Source organism: Verrucomicrobium sp. BvORR034 (genome assembly GCF_000739635.1).
Lineage (GTDB): Bacteria > Verrucomicrobiota > Verrucomicrobiia > Verrucomicrobiales > Verrucomicrobiaceae > Verrucomicrobium.
On the sequence record NZ_BATQ01000098.1, the window covers coordinates 13,167 to 31,783 of the forward strand.

The 18,617-nt window shown below is 61.3% G+C and carries 19 protein-coding genes; 11 read left to right on the forward strand and 8 right to left on the reverse strand.

Features of this window, described 5'->3' with window-relative positions:
* Nucleotides 1–41 precede the first annotated feature (41 nt).
* From rsmI to BV034_RS16440, 6 genes are all read right to left on the reverse strand, one after another.
* Nucleotides 42–785: a 16S rRNA (cytidine(1402)-2'-O)-methyltransferase gene (gene rsmI, locus BV034_RS16415; RefSeq protein WP_050028087.1), complete on the reverse strand. Its 744-nt coding sequence runs from the start codon at nucleotides 783–785 to the stop codon at nucleotides 42–44.
* A 78-nt stretch (nucleotides 786–863) separates the two neighbouring features.
* Nucleotides 864–1,373, reverse strand: coding sequence for an LPS assembly lipoprotein LptE (gene lptE, locus BV034_RS16420; RefSeq protein WP_050028088.1), 510 nt, complete (start codon nucleotides 1,371–1,373; stop codon nucleotides 864–866).
* Between the two features lie 50 nt (nucleotides 1,374–1,423).
* Nucleotides 1,424–2,827 carry an outer membrane protein assembly factor BamD gene (bamD, locus tag BV034_RS16425; RefSeq protein ID WP_050028089.1) on the reverse strand — a complete coding sequence of 468 codons (1,404 nt, stop codon included), beginning with the start codon at nucleotides 2,825–2,827 and terminating at the stop codon, nucleotides 1,424–1,426.
* A 156-nt stretch (nucleotides 2,828–2,983) separates the two neighbouring features.
* The gene (gene leuB / locus BV034_RS16430; RefSeq protein ID WP_050028090.1) at nucleotides 2,984–4,087 is read right to left on the reverse strand and encodes a 3-isopropylmalate dehydrogenase; all 1,104 of its coding nucleotides are present in this window, start codon (nucleotides 4,085–4,087) and stop codon (nucleotides 2,984–2,986) included.
* On the reverse strand, nucleotides 4,084–5,301 hold the full coding sequence (locus tag BV034_RS16435; protein ID WP_050028091.1) for a putative zinc-binding metallopeptidase: 1,218 nt from the start codon (nucleotides 5,299–5,301) through the stop codon (nucleotides 4,084–4,086). The genes leuB and BV034_RS16435 overlap by 4 nt, the downstream gene beginning before the upstream one ends.
* Nucleotides 5,302–5,435: 134 nt before the next feature.
* Nucleotides 5,436–5,978 carry a pyridoxamine 5'-phosphate oxidase family protein gene (locus BV034_RS16440; protein ID WP_050028092.1) on the reverse strand — a complete coding sequence of 181 codons (543 nt, stop codon included), beginning with the start codon at nucleotides 5,976–5,978 and terminating at the stop codon, nucleotides 5,436–5,438.
* A gap of 118 nt (nucleotides 5,979–6,096) precedes the next feature.
* On the opposite strand from BV034_RS16440, the gene BV034_RS16445 reads away from it, so the two are divergent.
* From BV034_RS16445 to BV034_RS16495, 11 genes are all read left to right on the forward strand, one after another.
* A complete protein-coding gene (locus tag BV034_RS16445; protein WP_050028093.1) occupies nucleotides 6,097–6,816 on the forward strand; it encodes a metallophosphoesterase in 720 nt (239 codons plus the stop codon).
* 61 nt (nucleotides 6,817–6,877) lie between these two features.
* On the forward strand, nucleotides 6,878–7,378 hold the full coding sequence (ribH, locus tag BV034_RS16450) for a 6,7-dimethyl-8-ribityllumazine synthase (protein WP_038169019.1): 501 nt from the start codon (nucleotides 6,878–6,880) through the stop codon (nucleotides 7,376–7,378).
* A 5-nt stretch (nucleotides 7,379–7,383) separates the two neighbouring features.
* A complete protein-coding gene (nusB, locus tag BV034_RS16455) occupies nucleotides 7,384–7,821 on the forward strand; it encodes a transcription antitermination factor NusB (RefSeq protein WP_050028094.1) in 438 nt (145 codons plus the stop codon).
* Between the two features lie 25 nt (nucleotides 7,822–7,846).
* Nucleotides 7,847–8,692, forward strand: coding sequence for a signal recognition particle-docking protein FtsY (gene ftsY / locus BV034_RS16460; protein WP_050028095.1), 846 nt, complete (start codon nucleotides 7,847–7,849; stop codon nucleotides 8,690–8,692).
* Nucleotides 8,693–8,816: 124 nt separating this feature from the next.
* Nucleotides 8,817–9,941, forward strand: a complete 1,125-nt coding sequence (locus BV034_RS16465; protein WP_050028114.1) for an Lrp/AsnC family transcriptional regulator — start codon at nucleotides 8,817–8,819, stop codon at nucleotides 9,939–9,941.
* 217 nt (nucleotides 9,942–10,158) lie between these two features.
* The gene (locus BV034_RS16470) at nucleotides 10,159–11,205 is read left to right on the forward strand and encodes a hypothetical protein (protein WP_050028096.1); all 1,047 of its coding nucleotides are present in this window, start codon (nucleotides 10,159–10,161) and stop codon (nucleotides 11,203–11,205) included.
* 169 nt (nucleotides 11,206–11,374) lie between these two features.
* Nucleotides 11,375–12,913, forward strand: a complete 1,539-nt coding sequence (locus tag BV034_RS16475; RefSeq protein ID WP_050028097.1) for an MBOAT family O-acyltransferase — start codon at nucleotides 11,375–11,377, stop codon at nucleotides 12,911–12,913.
* 89 nt (nucleotides 12,914–13,002) lie between these two features.
* Entirely contained in the window at nucleotides 13,003–14,208 is a 1,206-nt protein-coding gene (locus tag BV034_RS16480; protein ID WP_050028098.1) for a bifunctional 3,4-dihydroxy-2-butanone-4-phosphate synthase/GTP cyclohydrolase II, read from the forward strand.
* Between the two features lie 68 nt (nucleotides 14,209–14,276).
* The gene (locus BV034_RS16485; RefSeq protein WP_050028099.1) at nucleotides 14,277–14,870 is read left to right on the forward strand and encodes an ACP phosphodiesterase; all 594 of its coding nucleotides are present in this window, start codon (nucleotides 14,277–14,279) and stop codon (nucleotides 14,868–14,870) included.
* Between the two features lie 362 nt (nucleotides 14,871–15,232).
* The gene (locus tag BV034_RS16490) at nucleotides 15,233–15,535 is read left to right on the forward strand and encodes a hypothetical protein (protein WP_038169012.1); all 303 of its coding nucleotides are present in this window, start codon (nucleotides 15,233–15,235) and stop codon (nucleotides 15,533–15,535) included.
* Between the two features lie 174 nt (nucleotides 15,536–15,709).
* Nucleotides 15,710–16,414 (forward strand): Sir2 family NAD-dependent protein deacetylase, encoded by a 705-nt coding sequence (locus BV034_RS16495; RefSeq protein WP_050028100.1) that lies wholly within the window; start codon nucleotides 15,710–15,712, stop codon nucleotides 16,412–16,414.
* A gap of 368 nt (nucleotides 16,415–16,782) precedes the next feature.
* On the opposite strand, the gene BV034_RS16500 is transcribed toward BV034_RS16495, so the two are convergent.
* Nucleotides 16,783–17,778, reverse strand: coding sequence for a hypothetical protein (locus tag BV034_RS16500; protein ID WP_050028101.1), 996 nt, complete (start codon nucleotides 17,776–17,778; stop codon nucleotides 16,783–16,785).
* Entirely contained in the window at nucleotides 17,759–18,565 is an 807-nt protein-coding gene (locus BV034_RS16505; protein WP_050028102.1) for a ParA family protein, read from the reverse strand. The genes BV034_RS16500 and BV034_RS16505 overlap by 20 nt, the downstream gene beginning before the upstream one ends.
* Nucleotides 18,566–18,617: the final 52 nt, after the last annotated feature.

Below are 18,617 nucleotides of genomic sequence, written 5' to 3' on the forward strand. Positions count from 1 at the left end.
GAAGCGTTTGTGATGGGGTGCTGGGTGGACCCAGGAAATTGTTATTCCTTGTCGTCAGAGCTGCTGTTCTGGCGGGTCATCCACTTGGGAAGTTCCGCCGGGGCGATGAGCAGCGTGATTTCTCCTTTGGGAGCTTTCATTGCGAAGTGGTTAAGCACGGACTGAGCCGATCCGCGCTGAAATTCCTCAAACATTTTCGTGAGTTCGCGGGCCACGACCACCGGGTGATTGGGCGCACGGTTGGCGATCATCTGGAGGGTATCCACCAGCCGGTAGGGGGACTCGAAGTAGATACTGGTGCACTCGCGCGCCATGGCCACTTCCATCTCCTTGTCCCGCTGCCCCTTCTTGTGGGGGAGGAACCCGCCAAAGTAAAACGGAACCGTCGGCAGGCCTGAACCCGCCAGGGCCGTAAGCACGGCTGTGGCACCGGGAATGACCTCCACCTTGATACCAGCGCCGATGACCGCATGCACGAGCCGCTGGCCGGGATCTGACACCGTGGGGAACCCTGCATCAGACACGAGGGCGATGCTGGCCCCCTCGTGCAATTTCTCAATGAACTCCGGGATACGCCGGGCCTCGTTGTGCTCCGTCAGGGAGACGAGCGGCAGATGCAGCCCATGGTGCTGGAGGAGATGGATGGTGCGGCGGGTGTCCTCACAGGCGACCAGGGTGGCCGCCTTGAGCACCTCCACGGCCCGCACGGAGAAGTCGCCCAGGTTCCCAATGGGGGTGGCGACCAGTTGCAGCTTGCCGGAGCTTGGCGCTGTCACATCAGACATGGCAGAAAAAGAACGGGCGCTGCTGGTGCAGCGCCCGGGGAGAGTAGGGAGTGATGGTTGCCGGAAAAAGGCGGGCGCTTACCAGCCTTCCGAGATCTGACTGGCCAGAGACGTGGAGAGACGCTCGGCGGCATCGGCCAGGGCCTGGCGCTCCGTGAGCTGTACGTTCGGGTCGAGCACGATGTTGGACGCACCGGAGGCCTGGCCTGCCAGGAGCTCCGTGCCTGCGGTGTCATTCACCGTGTAACGGATCTGCAAGCGCATGAGCAGCTCACTGGTACGCAGGGTGTTGCTGCGCACGGCGCGGAACTGGCTGCGGTGGATGTCCACGATGGTGGCGTTCAACACCGCATCAGCCTCGCTGGCTGGTACGATCTTGTAGGCACCGTCCATCTGGAGCTTCTTGATCAGCGCATTCGTGGCCAGCACTTCAAGCCGGGGCTCAAGCGTGTCGTTCTTGAACGTCGGCACCGCCAGCTTGGTCACGTTGACCATCTTGGCGGGCTTGCTGGCTCCGAGTTGGTAGCCAGCGCACTGAGTGAGGAGAGAGAGGGCCAGAGGAGCGAGCAAAAAGGCAAACTTTTTCATGTATTGGGAGTGATGAGGTTGGCCGGGAACTTGGGAGTGATGCCAGTGAATCAGTTTGCCTTGGGAGCTTCCGGCGCGGGAGCGGGAGCTGGCGCAGGGACAGCTTCCGGCGAGGGGGCCGGAGGAACGGGAAGCGGGGCAAGAGACGGAGCCTCAAGTTGGCCAGCAGGAGCAGGAGGGACAGGCAGGGGAGCCAGAGCAGGCTTTGGCGGCTCGCCACCAGCAGCCGGGGGCAGGATCATGCCAGGACCCGCAGCGTCCACCGCGCCGGGGCGGGTAGGCAGCTCAGGCTCCTTGAGGGGCACAGGCTGGAAGCTGTCGGGCTCCACGCGCATCTCAGGCTTGCGATTGACCTTGGCGATGAGCGGGGCGGGAGGACCGGAGTATTCGTCACGGCTCTTGAGATTGACGGCAGCAGGCACGGTGTAGTCTGCATTGCCACTGGCGACCTGTTCCTTCATCTCCTCTGGGAAGGCAGCGGCCAGGCCGGAGAGGCGGGTGCGGGCATCCGCAGCGGCGTCAGGAGCGCCGAACTTGATGGCTTCGTTGTAGTAGATGGCGGCGGCCTTGGGCTTGCCAGCCTTCTCGTAGAACTTGCCGATCTCAAGCGAGCGGTAGGACTGGGAGGTGTTCACCTCCTGGATCAGGGACTCAGCCTCACCGGTGCGCTCACCGGAGGGGTTGGCCATCTTGTAGGTCTCAAGCGCGTCGCGGGTCGCGGTCAGGTTCTGCGCGTCCTGCGTCTTGCGGGCAGCCGCGCTGCTGATGGCACCAATGCGGAACTGGGCTTCGGAGGCGAGCTTGGTGTTCGGGTAGTTTTCCACCACGGCCTGGTAGGAGGCATTGGCCATCGGCTTGTCGCCGTCGTCCTGATACACCTCACCGATGGCGAACTGGGCGTACGGAGCATACTTGCCGTACGGGGAGTTCTTGATCACGCCTTCGTACATCTTCACGAGCTCGGACTTGTCGAGCTTCATGGGGATGAGCAGCAGGGAGGGCTGCTTCTTGCCGGCCTTTGCTTCTTCTGCGATCTCAAACTGCTGTTGGAGCGCTTCGCTGAAACGGGGGCTCTGGCGGTAGTTGTCGATGAACTTCTGGAAGCCTTCGTAAGCATCCTGCAGCTTGCCAGAGGCGCGCAGGCCGCGGGACAGCTCAAACTGGGCTTCTGCTGCGGCGTCCGTAAACTTGTAGCGGGCCACCACATCCTTGTAGATGGACTGGGCACGACCAGCATTGCCGGTGGAGGAAGCCGTGCGCGCATCGCGCAGCATCGCATCAGCGGCAGCTTCCTGAGATTGCTTTTCCGACACGGAAGGTACAGCATCCTCCTTGGATTTAAACCACTTCAGGGGATTTGCCTTGCCGAGGTCAACGGCCGATGCGGACGGCACGGCAATCGCCAGCGCAGTGGCAGTGGTCAATGTGACACGAAGGACGGGGTGCACTTTCATTCTGGCGAAACTAGTGGAGAGTCAGTAAGGCGTCAACTGGCGGAATTTTGGTTTTGTGAAGCATGGTTGACGCCATGAGGGCAGGGAAAAACAGTGACGAGGCCGAAACGGCATCCGCAAGGGACAACTTGTTTCAACCTCGTCACCTTGAGAGTGTTAGATGGCCTGGGAGATCGCCTCGCCGATCTCACGCGTGTTCACTTTGCGCGTGCCTTCAGCACCGCTGTAGATGTCGCCCGTGCGCAGTCCGTCGTCGATGACCTTGCGAACGGCCGTCTCAATTGCCTGCGCTTCGGCCTCAAGACCGAGGGAGAAACGGAGGAGCAGCGCGGTGGAAAGGATCTGGGCAATCGGGTTGGCAATGCCTTTGCCTGCGATGTCCGGGGCGGTGCCGCCGCTCGGCTCGAAGAGGCCAAAGTACAGACCATCGCCCTTGGCCTTGCCGAGGCTGGCGCTGGCCAGCATGCCCAGGGAGCCTGCGATCATGGCCATCTCATCGCTGAGGATGTCGCCAAAGAGGTTCTCGCACAGCACCACATCAAACCCGCGCGGGTTCTTGATGAGCTGCATGGCGGCGTTGTCCACATACAGGTGGGAGAGCTTCACATCCGGGTAGGACTGGGCCACCTCCTCCACCGTGGCCCGCCAGAGCAGGCCGTTCTCAAGCACGTTCGCCTTGTCGATGGACGTGAGCTCCTTACGGCGACCCTGCGCGGCCTTGAAGGCGACGTGCGCGATGCGCTCGATCTCGCTCTTCTTGTACACCATCGTGTCCACTGCGGTCATCTCGCCATCGATCTCCTTGCGGAACTTGGGCTGGCCAAAGTACAGACCGCCCGTGAGTTCACGCACACACAGGACGTTGAAGCCGCCCTGGATCAGCTCGTCCTTCACCGGAGAAGCGTGTGTCAGAGAGGGGTAGCAGATGGAGGGGCGCAGGTTGGCGAAGAGGCCGAAGTGCTTGCGCAAGGGCAGCAGCGCACCACGCTCAGGCTGCTCATTCGGAGGAAGCTTCTCCCACTTGGGACCGCCCACGCTGCCGAAGAGGATCGCATCACTCTGTTCACAGACCGCCAGGGTGTCCTCAGGCAGGGCCTTGCCCTTCGCGTCAATGGCCGCTCCGCCCACCAGCTGCTCGCTGAACTCGAACTGGGTGCCAAACTTGCTGGTGATGGTGCCAAGCACCTTGATGGCTTCCGCCATCACTTCAGGGCCAATGCCGTCACCGGCGAGGACTGCGATCTTGTGAACTTTACTCATCCCTTGCGGATAGCTTGAGGCTGTGCGGTGTGCAAGTCCTTGGTGAGATTGTCCGGTGCAACTTCGGACGGAAGCGGGGCAACCCCAGGCGCAGAGCCCGGACTGGGAGGGGGTGCCGCCGCGGTCGCCGGAGCAGCGGGCGGGACCGGTGCGGCAGGGAGAGACTGCGCCCGGTTCTCCGCCAGCTGAATGATCTGGTGAATGAAGTACAGCTTCGTGACGGTGGTGGTCGAGTGGACAAACGGGTACAGATTCCGCTGGCCCAGACTGCTGGCGATCTCATTCAGGGCAGGGGAGAGCGCGGACCAGCGGTGAATGATCTCGAGAAAGTCCGAGGGATCCTCCTCGGTCAGAGGCGGCGGCAGGAGGATGGTGGCGGGGTCGAAACTCGTCTCACTCGCCACGGGCTCCGCGCTCATGCCGAACTCCCGGGCCGTCTCCAGCGCATCGGTGATGTGCAGGTAGTGCGCCCAGGTTTCCGCCCAGTCCTCCCACGGGTGCATCGTCGCGTAGGAGGACACGTGGGTGAGTTGCCAGCCGGGCGGTGGGCCGGAGGTGTAGTACCGCTGGAGGGCAGAGGCGTAGTCCACCCGTTGATCGCCAAACACTTTTTGGAATCCATTCAGGAGATCGAAGTTCACCGGTGGCTTCTCGAACCACAGGTACCAGTAGTAATGCGCCAGCTCATGGCGGAAGTGGCCCAGCAGGGTTCTATACGGTTCACGCAGCTGCTCGCGGTTGCGCTCGCGGATGGAGTCGTTCGCCTCCTCCAGGTTCATGGTGATCACCCCATTCTGGTGCCCGGTGGTCACGGGCAGCGCCGGGGTGGGAACGAGGAAATCAAACGCCAGGCCGTACACCGGGTCCGCCACCCGGTTCACCAGGGGGAGATCGAGCTGGAGGATTGAGTACAGGGCCCGTCGCTTCGCGCGCTCAAACCGTGCCCAGGCCGGGACACCCGGCTCCACGCTCAGGTTCGGGATGATGTGGTTGAACTGGCAGGCCACACAGAGCGAGCCTGCGGGATTTCTCGGCACCACCCAGTTGCACACGCCATGCTGGAGGCCGTTGTTGCACCACTGAAACGGAGAATCCTTCGTCAGCGGCACCATCGTGGACGTGGCGGGATCGAACCCCACCTGCACACCGCACTGGAGGCAGTGGCTGTTTTCAAAATAGAGGGTGTTGGAGCAACAGCACCGGAAGGCTTTCATTCGTGATGGGGAGGGAGAGGAGCGTGGTCACCTTCAGAGGCAGGCGACGAGGCGATAAGGCGAAACGAAAACGGTGATTCTATGACGGAGGTTGGCGCAGAGGCAACTCTGTTCAGACCCGGTTCAGCACTTCATCATCCAACTTTCAGTGTGCCTTCCACGGAGTCATCCAGCGTCTTGCCTGCCACCGCTCCGATCACCATCTTGATGCCCGCCACCAGGAAGCCGTGCTTCGTGTCCCAATAATAACCTCCGTTGGGAGTCACCTTGATGACAGTGATGCGCTCGTCCTCCTCACCACCGGTGAACCAAGTCTTCAAGACAGGCTCCCACAGCTCGTGGATGACCTGTTTGTTCTGCGAGACGGTGGCGGCCCCCTGGAGATGGAGGAAGCCCGAATGCGGCGAGGACTGGAAGTACAGGTGCACGCTGTCCGGATCGATTGCGAGCTCCTCGTTGAGGTGACTGTCGGACGCACTCAGGAACCACAGGTTGCCGCTGTCGTCCACCTTGCGGACATTCATCGGCCGCGCCCCGCCGGAGCCCTCCACCACCGCCCCGGTGACGAAAAAGCAGGTCTCGGCCTTGTCCACAAGCTCTTTGATCTTGCTCACGGCCTTGGCTCCGGACATGTCGTCGCGATTGTCTTCTGATTGGTTGTCATTGATGGAACTCATGCCGCTGGATCGCGCATGGCCGCCAGACCGGTGGCATGGGTCGCTCGCGCACGATTGAACGCATGGGACCTCCGGCGGGACTGAGACCCTACCCCAAGCCGCCTGGCGCCCCCTTTTCATGAAGATTTGCTTTGTCTCCGACCTTCACCTGTTCTCCCAGCGTAGCCTCGCAGAACAATGGATGCCCCTGCTGCATGAGCGCATTCGCGAAAGTTCACTGGTGGTCTTGGGAGGGGACGTCTTCGACTTCAAGTGGTCCATCCACGGCTCAGCCCAAGCCACGGCGGAAGCGGCGACCCAGTGGCTCCAGGCGCTGATGCACACGCACCCGGCCCACACCTTCGTCATGCTCCTGGGGAACCACGATGACCACCCCGCCCTCCGGGAGAGGCTGGAGGTCCTGGCCGGGGAGTCACCGCAACTGGTCGTGGAAACCTACCTCTTCCGGGTGGCCAACACGGTTTTCCTCCATGGCGATTCGGCCAATCCCCGTTGCACGGAGGCCAAGCTCATTCGCTCCCGCAGCCGGACCGCCCACCATCGCACCCGGGGTCGGGCCATGAATCTCCTCTATGGCGGGGCCATCCGCCTCCGTCTGCACCGCGCCGGGGCCAACCTGATCTTCCCGAAGCGACTGGTGGCGCGTCGGCTGCTGGGCTACCTCGGGGAGGTGGGGCAGGGGCCCGAGAGCGGTACGGACACGGTTTACTTTGGGCACACGCATCTCGCGTTGCAGGACTACGTGTACCGGGGCGTCCGTTTTCACAACTGCGGAGCCCCCATGCGCGGCCTGAAGTTCCAGGTTTTGCTCGCAGAAACCGGGGCCATGTCACCCTGAGAGCGTTGGGAGCATACAATTTGTTGAATCTTTGCTCATCCGACATTAAATCTCCCGCCCCATGTCCCAAGACGCACCCTCACGCCCCCAGGTTTCGACCAGCCGGGCGAACATTGCCATCGTGGCCAGCCTCTACAACGAGACCTACGTCCAGGCCCTCCTTGATTCGGTGCGCGAGGAACTCGATGAATTGCTGCCCCAGGCCCAGGTCATGACCTATCGCGTGCCGGGTGCCTTTGAGATCCCGGTTTGCGCTGAGTTTGTGCTCCGCAACACTGAGCCGGACGCGGTCATCGCCCTGGGCGTGATCCTCCGCGGCGAGACGGAGCACGGCGACCTCGTCGGTGCCTCCGTGACCGATGCCCTCCAGCGCATGGCCGTGGCGCATTGCACCCCCATCGTCCATGAGGTGCTGCTGCTCGACAATGAGGAGCAGGCCAAGGTGCGCTGCTTTGGCGACCGCCTGAACCGCGGCACCGAAGCCGGTCGCGTGGCCGTAAACATGGTCCAGCTCTTTGAAAAACTCCGCCTCACATTCCCTTTTTCCCAGTCCTCCAAATAACGCTCATGGCCATCGGTAAACGACGCGAAGGCCGCCAGGCGGCAATGCAGTTCCTTTTTGCGCACGATGTGCATGGCAAGGTGGAAGACACAGATCGTGCGGCGTTCTGGACGCTGCACAGCGCCTCCCAGGACATCCGGGCCCATGCCGAGTCTCTGGTGACCGGCATCAAGACCCATCAGGCGCAGATCGACGACTGCATCGCCGCCACCCTGGAAAACTTCCGCTTTGAGCGCCTCGGCGTGGTGGATCGCAACATCCTCCGCCTCGCGGTTTATGAAATGCTCCACACCGAGGTGCCGGTGCCGGTCGTGATCAATGAGGCCGTGGAGATCTCCAAGGTCTTCGGCGATACCCAGACTTGTGCGTTTGTGAACGGCGTGCTGGACAAGATCGCCAAGCGGATCCCGGGGCGTCAGGCCCCGTCCGCCCCCCAACCGTAATCCCCATTTTCCTCCTACCCGCTCCGTGGCCGGATTCTTTAAAAAACTCATCCAGCGCTTCACCAAGGCGGACATTGACTGGGATGACCTTGAGGCACAGCTCATCGCCGGAGATCTCGGGGCCAAGCTGTCCGTGCAGATTGTGGACGACCTGAAAGAGCAGGCCCGCAAGCTTCATGACCAGGACATTGTGGAGGTGACCAAGAAGCACATCCGCAAGATCCTGCCAGCGACCGTCGCCCCGGTGAAACCCTTTGGCGACAAGCCCAAGGTCCTGCTCATCGTCGGCGTGAACGGCACGGGCAAGACCACCTCCACGGCCAAGCTCGCCAACCTGCTGAAGAAGCAGGGGCACAGCCTCGTGCTGGCAGCTGCCGACACCTTCCGCGCCGCCGCGGTGGAGCAGCTCGAAGTCTGGGCCAAGCGCGTGGATGTTCCCATCATCAAGGGACCTCCGAACGGGGATCCCAGCGCCGTGTGTTTTGACGCCTACAGCTCCGCCATCGCACGCAAGGCGGACTTCCTCATCTGCGATACCGCCGGACGTCTGCACACCCGGCACAACCTCATGGAGGAGCTGCGCAAGGTGCAACGCACCCTGGGCAAGAAAGACCCAACCGCGCCTCATGAAGTGCTGCTCGTGGTCGATGCCACCACAGGAGGAAACGCCCTCCAGCAGGCCAAGGAGTTCAACAAGACCGTCCCGCTCACCGGAGTAATTGTCACCAAGCTCGACGGCAGCGGGAAGGGCGGCGTGCTCGTCGCCATCCAGCAGGAGCTGGGCATTCCGGCCCGATTCGTCGGCACGGGCGAGCACATGGATGACTTCGAGCCCTTTGTGCCCGAGACTTTCCTGGACCAGATGCTCTAAAAAGCGACCGAAGAAGGGCAGGGGGGCGCAAATTTCGACCGGTCTTTCCCGCTTAAAGTCCAGAAACGCCTCTGAGCCGACGTATTTTAAGTTCTGCCGCTTTCCCACCCCACGCATGACTTTCATGATTGCCGAACCTCTTCCCACTGAGCACACCGATTCGATCAACGCGAAGATTCTCGAGGTCTCTGAGGACCAGATCAAAGGCTTCCACCGGCATCCCTTCCACTTTGTGGCCGAGCGTTCCGGGCTCCCCCTGGAGACCGTGCTTGAGCGCATTCAGGCCATGCTCCGTGCTGGTGTGATCCGCCGCGTGCGCCAGACCCTGCTGGCCAACAAGCTGGCGGACGGCGGCCTGGTGGCCTGGAAGATTCCCGGCGACAAGATCGATGCCGCTTTCGACTTCATGGTGAAGGAAGACCCCTTCAGCGGTCACGTGGTGTTGCGCTCCACCGACCGCGAAGTGAGTGGCTCCGACTTCAAACTCTGGACGACTATCAAAGTGCCGCAAGGCAGGGAGATCTCAGAGCATGCTGATGCGCTGATGCGTCTGCTGGGCGCGGAGGAGTACATCATCATGCAGCCCAAGGGAATCTTCGCCCTGGGAGTGGGCCACGTGCGTCGCAAGACGATGGAGATCGGCGACAAGTCCGATGAGCCCGCGGAAATGATCACCCCGGACATCGTGGATCTGGACAAAGAGGAATGGGATGTCCTCGTGGCCATGAAGCGCGACCTGACACCTGAGGAGATCGTCCCAGAGCCCTGGGTGGCTCGTGCGGCAGAGGCGGGCGTGAGCGTGGACCGCTTTTGCGAAGTGGCAGAGGGCTTTGACCGCAAGGGCATTCTCGGCCGGTTCTCCACCTTCCTGGAACATGTGAAGCCTTCTCAAACCGGCGTGCGCGTGACGAAGTTTAACGCGCTCTTCCACTGGCGTGTGCCAGAGGGCATGCAGCAGCGTGCCGGCAGCGAGGTGGGGCGTCACCACATCATGACGCATGCCTACTGGCGTGAAGGCGGACCCCGTTTCGCCAATGCCAACATCATGGGCGTGGTTCACGGCACGGACAAAGCGCGTGTGCTGGAGCACAAGGCCGCCATCGACCGCCATCTGGAGAGCATCGGTATTCCCGTGCTGTACACGAACGTCTTCTGGGGCGGTCGCAGTGAAATTAAGCCCTCCGAGATCTCACCAAAGGTGTACGCCGAGTGGCACGACAAATACCGCGGTCAGTCAAACATCATCTGATCGCGCCACATCGCGTAGAATCGCTTCGAGGCGGTTGGGTTTTCCCAACCGCCTTATTTTCTTCTGCTTACAGACATCTCAGAAAATTTATCTTGCTGCATGCAAAAAAACGTCCAATCTGGGGCCTCAGGGTTGCGCCATGCAGCAGTTGAAACCACTCCCAAAACCAGCACCGGAAATGCCCGCCCGGCAGCCATTGCCCCTGGTTCGGGAATCCATGTTTTCCACGCGGAAATACCTCCTCTGCCTGGTGGCCACCACCTTGCTGGTGCTGACGGTCGCGGCAGCGTTCAATTGGGTGATGAATCCCTACAACGTCTTTGATCCGCCTGTGCTGAAGGGCATCAATGACCGGCAACCTTTCCTCCACAGCCAGGAGCGCTTCGCCAAAGCCTGTGCAGTGATCCGCCAGCAACCGCAGACAGTCATTCTAGGCTCCTCCCGCGCGGACATCGGACTCTCCCCGCAACATCCTGGCTGGCCCCGGCAGCCGGTGTACAATTTCGGTGTCGCCGGGGCCTCACTGGAGGTGTTGGCCAAGCACTTTGAGCACGCAGTGGCTGTCGCTCCCGTGAAGAACGCCCTCATCATGCTGGACTACGCCAGCAAAGAAACGCCGCCAGGGTTCCAGCCCGCTGTTCGTGATCGGTGGCTGGACCAATTTGAAGACGGGGCCCGTGACTCCCAGGCAGCGGCTCGCCTCCATTTAGCCCTGCTGTCCTGGGCGGTCACTTCCACTGGACTCAAGACTCTGTTCACCAACGGATGCGACAACGTCCAGTTGCCCGATGGTCAGCTCGACAATCAGGACTGCTGGCGGCGGTTACAGGAAAAACATCGCGACAACCCGGGCTGGAGCTGGGAGGCGAACTTCAGCCTCGGTCTCATCCCGTTCTCCGGCCGTCTCAGCGTCGGACGCCAGTGGGAACATCTGCAGCACATCTTCGATCTGGCCGCCAAACATGACGTGGAAATAACCTATGTCATCTCTCCAACGCATGACCTGCTGTGGCAGCGCTGCATTGAAGAGGAGAACATGGACACCGTGGTGGCCTGGCGGTCTGAACTGCTCCGGCAAGCTCATGCGGGCTCGCGAAGGTTGGGCCGTCCGATGCCCGTCATCTGGGACTTTGCTCTGGCGGAAGCCGCTGGCATGTCACCCGCCGCACTGATGGAGGAGATGAAGAGCCATCCTCACAATACGTTGCCCCTCTATCTGGAGTCCTCGCACTTCACCCAGAGGCTGGGGGGACCTCGTTCTTGATCGAGTCCTGCTGGATCCCGCAGGGCCCGATCCTGCTTGCGGGGTGCGGCTGGATTTTGCCATGCTGCCCGGCCATCTCGCACGTCTCCGGCAACGCTGGAGCGAGGTGCCCCGGTGAGGTTCCCCAACGGTTGATCTGACACCCACGCCATCAGGCTGACTGGACCCCATGCTCTTCAACTCTTTCCAGTTTCTTCTCATCTTCCTCCCGATTGCGCTGGTGGGCTGGCATCTGGCGAGCCGGTATCTGAGCCGCCAGATCGCGCTGCACTGGCTCCTTGTCTGCTCGCTGGTCTTCTACTCCGGCTGGCATGCGCCGCATGTCCTGCTGCTGGGCACGGTGGTGATGGCCAACTATTTCCTCTGCCGCGGGATCGCCTCTGCCCGCGGCCCGGCCCGGAAGTGGTGGCTGGGCTCCGCTGTTACCGCGAACCTCCTGGTCCTGGGCTGGTACAAGTATGCCGGCTTCATCTTGGAGAACCTGCCGCTGCCCCGGTGGGTGGAGATGTTTCACGTTCCCGCTGCGCTGCCCCTCGGAGTTTCCTTCTTCACGTTTCAGCTCGTGGCCTTCGCCGTGGATGTGTACCGCGGCTTTCCCGCAGAGCGGCGCCCGGGCATCTTTGCACTGGTGGTTTCCTTTTTCCCGCACCTCATCGCGGGTCCCATTCTGCATCCCCGTAAGTTCCTTGCCCAGTTCGACCAGCACCCGATGCAGGGGCTGCGCAGCGCCGAGCTTTCACTGGGGCTGACGTGGTTTGTCATCGGCCTCTTCAAGAAGGTGGGCATCGCAGATGGGGTGGGGCAATGGGTGGGGGGAGTGTTCGATGCCGTACCAGGCACTTCTTTGACGTTCCTGGATGCCTGGACAGCGGCTCTGGCCTACACCTTCCAGCTCTACTTTGATTTCTCCGGCTACTCAGACATGGCCATCGGACTCGGCTGGATGTTTGGGCTTCGGATCCCCTTCAACTTCGACTCCCCCTACAAAGCGACCTCCATCGTGGACTTCTGGCGTCGCTGGCACATGACCCTGTCCCAGCTGCTCAGAGACTACGTTTACATCCCCTTGGGTGGCAACCGCCTGGGGCCGACCCGACGGTACACCAATCTCATGCTCACCATGCTGATCGGCGGTTTCTGGCACGGGGCAGGATGGAGCTTCATCGTCTGGGGTGGCCTGCATGGGGCCGCCCTCGTTGTCGCGCATCTTTGGGGCTTCCGCCGGTCGGAGGGGGCAGGGGGGGAGTCGTCGGCTCCATCCTGGTGGCAGCGGGAGGCTGGCTGGCTGGCCACCTTCTTCTTCATCATCGCCACCTGGGTGGTCTTCCGGTCCGACTCTCTGACCCGCGCCGGGGAGATGCTTAAGGCCATGACCGGCTTGAACGGGGTGGAGCTTCCGCAGTCCTACGTCGGGTTCCTCCATCGGCTGGGTCTGGGCTGGCTGCCCGTTTCGGCCCATACAGACTCTCCTTGGCTCATTTTTCGGGGCATCAGCCAGTGGCTCAGTCTGGCCGCTCTGCTGGTGGTGGTGAAGTATCTGCCCAACAGCCAGGAGCTCATGCGGCAGGCGGCGCCCACCGGCCAGGCTTGGACGCAGCGGCTCTTCTGGCGTCCCTCGCTTGCCTGGTCGCTGCTCATCTCTGCCGGGCTGGCCATCAGCCTTCTACGCATGGTGAAGTCGAGCGAGTTCCTCTATTTCCAGTTCTGAGCGGAGCCTCAGTTTGTTGCAACGAAAGGCGGGTCACAGGCGAAGAAGTACTTGAACCCTGCAACAGACCAATTGAACGTCTCCGTCCCATGCCAGATGACTCTCCTTTCGCACCCATTGAAGCTGCACTTGCCGATATCCGGGCTGGAAAGATGGTGATCGTCACGGACGACGCGGATCGCGAAAACGAAGGGGACCTCATCTGCGCTGCGGAACTTGCCACCGCAGAGACGGTGAACTTCATGGCGAGATACGGCCGCGGCCTGATCTGCGTGCCCGTCACCGAGGAGTACGCCCAGCGTCTGGGGCTCAGCGCCATGGTGAAGCGCAACCAGGATCCGTTCTCCACCAACTTCACCGTCAGCGTGGACGCCGCTCACGGCGTGAGCACGGGCATCAGTGCCCAGGACCGGGCGCACACCATCTCCGTGCTGGCCAATCTCCAGAGCAAGGAGACCGACCTCGTCCAGCCAGGGCACGTGTTCCCCCTCATTGCCAAGAATGGCGGCGTTCTGCGTCGTGCCGGGCACACGGAGGCGGCAGTCGATCTGGCCAGGATGGCCGGACTCGAGCCCACCGGCGTGATCTGCGAGATCCTGAACGACGATGGCACAATGGCCCGGCTCCCGCAGTTGCTGGAGTTTGGACGCCAGCACGGCCTCAAAGTCTGCACCATCGAGAGCCTGATCCGCTATCGGCAGGAACGCGAAAAGCTGGTCGAGCGGGAACAGGTCATCAAGATGCCCACCGACTACGGCGACTTCGACCTCCACCTCTACAAGAGCAAGCTGGACGGGGAGAACCATCTCGCGCTGGTCAAAGGCCAGATCGATGACGGAGAGCCCGTGCTCGTGCGCGTGCACAGCGAGTGCCTGACGGGCGATGTCTTCGGCTCCCGGCGCTGCGACTGCGGCGGACAACTCCACACCGCTCTGAAGCGAATTGAGCAAGAAGGCCGCGGCGTCCTCCTCTACATGCGTCAGGAGGGCCGGGGCATCGGACTCGCCGCCAAGATTCACGCCTACAAGCTGCAGGAGGAGGGGCTCGATACCGTCGAAGCCAATGAGAAGCTCGGCTTCGCCATGGACCTGCGCGACTACGGTTTGGGCGCACAGATTCTCTTCGATCTCGGCGTGCGCAACATCCGCCTCATGACCAACAACCCGAAAAAGGTCGTTGGTCTGGAAGGGCACAAGCTCCACATCGTCGAGCAGATTCCCATCAAACTGGAGCCCAACGAGCACAACGCCCGCTATCTGGAAACCAAGCGGACCAAGATGGGCCACAAGCTCTGACGGCTGACCACTGCGCCCCGCCTGCAACATGATGCTGGCCAGGGCGCATTTGAAAAAAAGAACACCCCGTGAACTGGCTGGCGCACCTCGTCTTGTCTGACCGGGGCGGAGCATTCCGCATCGGAAACCTGCTCCCGGATCTGGTGCGGGGTAGCGACTTGATCGCGCTGCCAGACGAGATGCTCGCTGGAGTCCACCAGCACCGGCTCATCGATGCCTACGCGGATGCCCATCCCGTGGTCACCCGGAGCGCGAGACGGTTTGATCCTCCGCTGCGGCGCTTCGGGAAGGTCTTCGCTGACCTCTTCTACGATCACTTTCTGACGACGCACTGGGACAGCTACTGCCAGATGGCGTTGCCGCAGTTCCTGGACGATTTCTTCCGCTCGGTCGAACCTTGGCGGAAGACGCTCCCGCCATTGGCAACCGAGCGGCTCGACCAGATCCGCGATCACGGCTGGATGAGCCAGTACGGCAACGTCAACGAACTGGCCCAGGTGCTGGATCGCATGGGCAGACGACTCAGGCGACCGGTGGACCTCTGCCCGGCAATGGCCGTGCTTGAGACTCACTACCATGAATTTCAGAGCGATTTTCTAGAATTTTTTCCAGATATTCGACGGGAGATCGCTCCGAGTGTGATTTTTCCTCTTAGAAGCTAGTAGAATTTTGCAGAGGCGATTTTTCCGACCCGGAAGAATGAACGCACCTTCATTCTCGCTAAAGGCCTGTCTGAGGGCGGAAGAATACCAATTTTCCCTATAATACGTTGCCCATCACATCGTTGTAGGTGGAGAGACAACCGGGCCAATGGAAGCAAAATGGGGATTCTGTCGCGGAAGTTTATAGGGCTTTCTCCGCAAAAAAATTAGGGTAGGGGAAGGTCAAAATAGGGGTTGTTCCTATGCTATGATCACCTTTTTCCTCGCATCCCGAGAAAATCGTGCTCAAATCCAAGGCGTTAACGGCATGTTTTCGAATCGACATAACTGCCGTCATTTAAGCTGCACCCTCGACCACTCCCATGAAGACGATCAAGGTCACCATTGAGCATTACGTCGAAGTTCCCGATAACGCGGAGATCACCACTTTCGATCTGGAGGGATTCCCCCAGTCCCACGTGCTCAAGATGCGAGGGCAGCTCTACCACCCGGACCTCGCCTGGTTGAAATACTTCAGCCGTGAGATGAACAAGGCCCGCTTCAGCCAGAAAGATTTTCATGCTCCCAGTTTTGAGACCGTGAGCACAGAGGAGTGGGACATGTTCCAGGGTGAGTACGACTACACCTGGAAGATGGTCGAAGAGGTGGTCACGCCTGGAGCGTGATGCCCGACCCTCGTTTGTCGATGGAAAACAGGCGGGTGAACCGCCTTGGATCCTCCAGCGCCCAATCAACGTAGAGAGCAGTGCCATGCCTAATGACGGGTTGACCGTCGTTGCGCATGGCAAATCTGTCTCAGATGGCGGCGTCTCAGCATTGTTAAAAAACCCACCTGAAAAGTGAACTCCCCAAGCACAACCATCAAGAAAGATAAAGTCGTCGTCGTCAGTGGTGCCGGGCTCAGCGCGCCCAGCGGCCTTTCTACCTTCCGGGACAACAACGGCCTCTGGCGTACCTATCGCTTTGAAGATGTCGCCTCGCCCAATGCCTGGAAGAAGCAACCGCAAGTCGTGCTGGAGTTCTATAACGAGCGCCGCGCCAAAGCAGCCGACGCTACGCCCAACGCTGGTCATCTGGCCATCGCAGCTTTGGAGAGGGAGTTCGAAGTCGTCGTCATCACTCAGAACGTGGACGATCTCCACGAGCGTGCTGGCTCGACGAAGGTGATTCACCTGCATGGAGAACTGTCCAAAGCCCGGAGCACCGAAGACGAATCACTGGTCTATGAAATCGGGGCGAAACCTATCGCTCTCGGGGATCATTGTGAGAAAGGCAGCCAGCTTCGTCCGCACATCGTGTGGTTCGGAGAGGAAGTGAAACTCATCGACACCGCTGCTGATGAACTGGCAGACGCCGGTCGCGTGCTGGTGGTCGGCACCTCCCTCAAGGTCTATCCCGCCGCCGGGCTCTGCTCAGTGGCTCACGATGAAGCGCTCAAATACTACGTGGATCTGGATGCCAAGCGGAAGGTGGAGGGGTTTGAGGTCATTCAAGGCTCGGCTGACGTGATTCTGCCGGAACTTCTCAAGACTTGGACTCGGTGAGGCTGCAAAAGGTAGTGCCAGTCCTGTCTACGGGACTGGTAGTACTTTCAGCTGTCGCTGCGGGCGTAGTCCGATTGTCTCAACCGGCCGTCGCAGCGGAGAGATGGCGTGTGTTGGGCGTTTTAGTGCAATGGGCTCTACGACGTCAGGGTTGGCGCGCATCCGACCGGGACAGGAATGTCCTTCTCTCCTTTTACTGACCGCGAGCCTGGAAGCTTAAAGGCTAGGTTTCTACCCCCAACCGAGGCCTCCCGAGAGCGGCAATGCTTGCCGCTCTTCCCCAAAAGCGCTGCGCGCCCAGGTGCGGACTCTATCCCTGACGTGGACGCACCAGAGCCTTCGATATCGGAAGCAAACCGTGCCACTCATCAACCATGCGCCGACGCAACGCTGCCCTCAATGCTCCTGACCAATCCATCCTGAAGCAGCCCGGTCGTCGCCACACTGATCTCGGCTGGGTTGATCAAGGCCAGGGTCACTGTACCGAAGCGGGTGGATGTGGGCAGGGCGTGGAGTTCCCGATTCTGCCCAAGCTGTGATCGCAGAAAGGCAGGCGTACCGGGGATGCGCGACCGGCTGGACGCATTCAGCGCCAGCATTGCAGTGAGGATCAGGTCATTGCTCTCCGGGTTCCCCCAGAGGAGATCCCCATAGTCGTCCATGAGAATGATCTGCTCAGCACGGGTGAGCCGCGCTGCCCAGTGCGTGTAACCTTCCAGGCGCTCCGCCATCGTGCCGTCTTCGGGCAGATGCAGGGCAGGTGGATTCACGTCTGACTCCGAGATGGAAGCCACTGCTTGAGCCAGCGATGAAAAATCTGGTGTCAGTCTGGGCTGTTCCTCGGCGGCTGCCCATACAGGCGCAGCCGGGGCCTCCTCGGCCACCGGCACCGGCGGCACATCAGGGGCAGGGGGCAGTAGTCCTGCAGCCTGAGCCCGGTCGCGGATGGCTTTGAGCCGGTCACGAATATGGGCCACCTCAGGTCGGTGACTGTCGTCTGGAACCGTGCCAACCGGCTCTGGAGCCGGGGTGATGACGGAGACGTGCATCTGCGGGGCGACGGCCAGAGTGGCCACCACAGCGACCTCCGCAACGGGAGGCTGCGTCACTACCGGAATTGCAGCAGGGACAAGGGCAGTGGACGCATCTGCAACCGGAATGGGGACCGGAGCAGTTGGCGCAGGCCTCGCGAACGAGGCCGACGAGGGCAGCGGACCGCCTTCCAGCAGGCTCGCGATCACCGCCTCATTCACCTCAGGGAATGCAGCTCCGACCGGAGCCTCAGCCTTGGGTTCAGGGAAAGCACCCTGCAACTGGCTCGTCAGGGCACGGAGTTCGTCTTCGTCAATCCAGGAGACTTGCATGGCTTTCTACTTGGTCTTTGGATTGCTGCAGGCCGATGCGTTCTTCCAGCTCGGCGGCGAGCTGGTCAAAGAGCAGCGCTGAAGGGGGTGGGTTCTTGCGGAGAAGGGAAAGGGGAAGTCCGAGGGCACTGGCCTCAAGGAAGAGGGGGTCACGCGGGATGGCCTGGGTGAAAAGCAGCTGGGCCGGCAGCATCTGCCGCAGTTCCTTGGCCACCTTCGCACTGGCGGGCTGGGACTCCATCAACATCGTCAGAAGAAGTCCGGCAAAGCGCACCGGAGCGCCCTCCGCGCGGAAGCGGGCCAACGTCTCCAGCAGGAGCGGGACACTGCGGATGGCCAGAGGCTCCGCCTGTTGGGGGATCACCACCCAGTCTGAGACTCGTACCGCCACCTCACTCAGGCCGGTGAGCCCAGCCGCGGTGTCGAGGATGACACAATCATACCCAATCAGTTCTGCCTGCTTGAGCAGGTCGCGCAGTCGTTGCTCGGACCCGCTCAGATCATGACGGCGCAGGAACTCTTCCGGCTGACCGCAGGGCAGAATGCTGAACTCGGGCAGGCGCGTGGGCAGGATGAAGGGGCGGATTTCTCCCCCTTTCACCAGATAGTCATAGAACCCCTTCTTCTTGCGGGTGCTCTTGCTGAGAGACAGGCCAATACCCCCTTGGGGATCGGTATCCACGAGCAGGATGTTCCATCCACGCCGGGCGAGGGCATGGCCCAAATTGATGCAGATGGTGGTTTTTCCCACTCCTCCTTTTTGACTGGCTGTGGCGAGGGCGATCACGGTGGCAGATTAGCGGGGATTCGGGGCTTTGCAGGGAAAAGTGGCTGCCCTT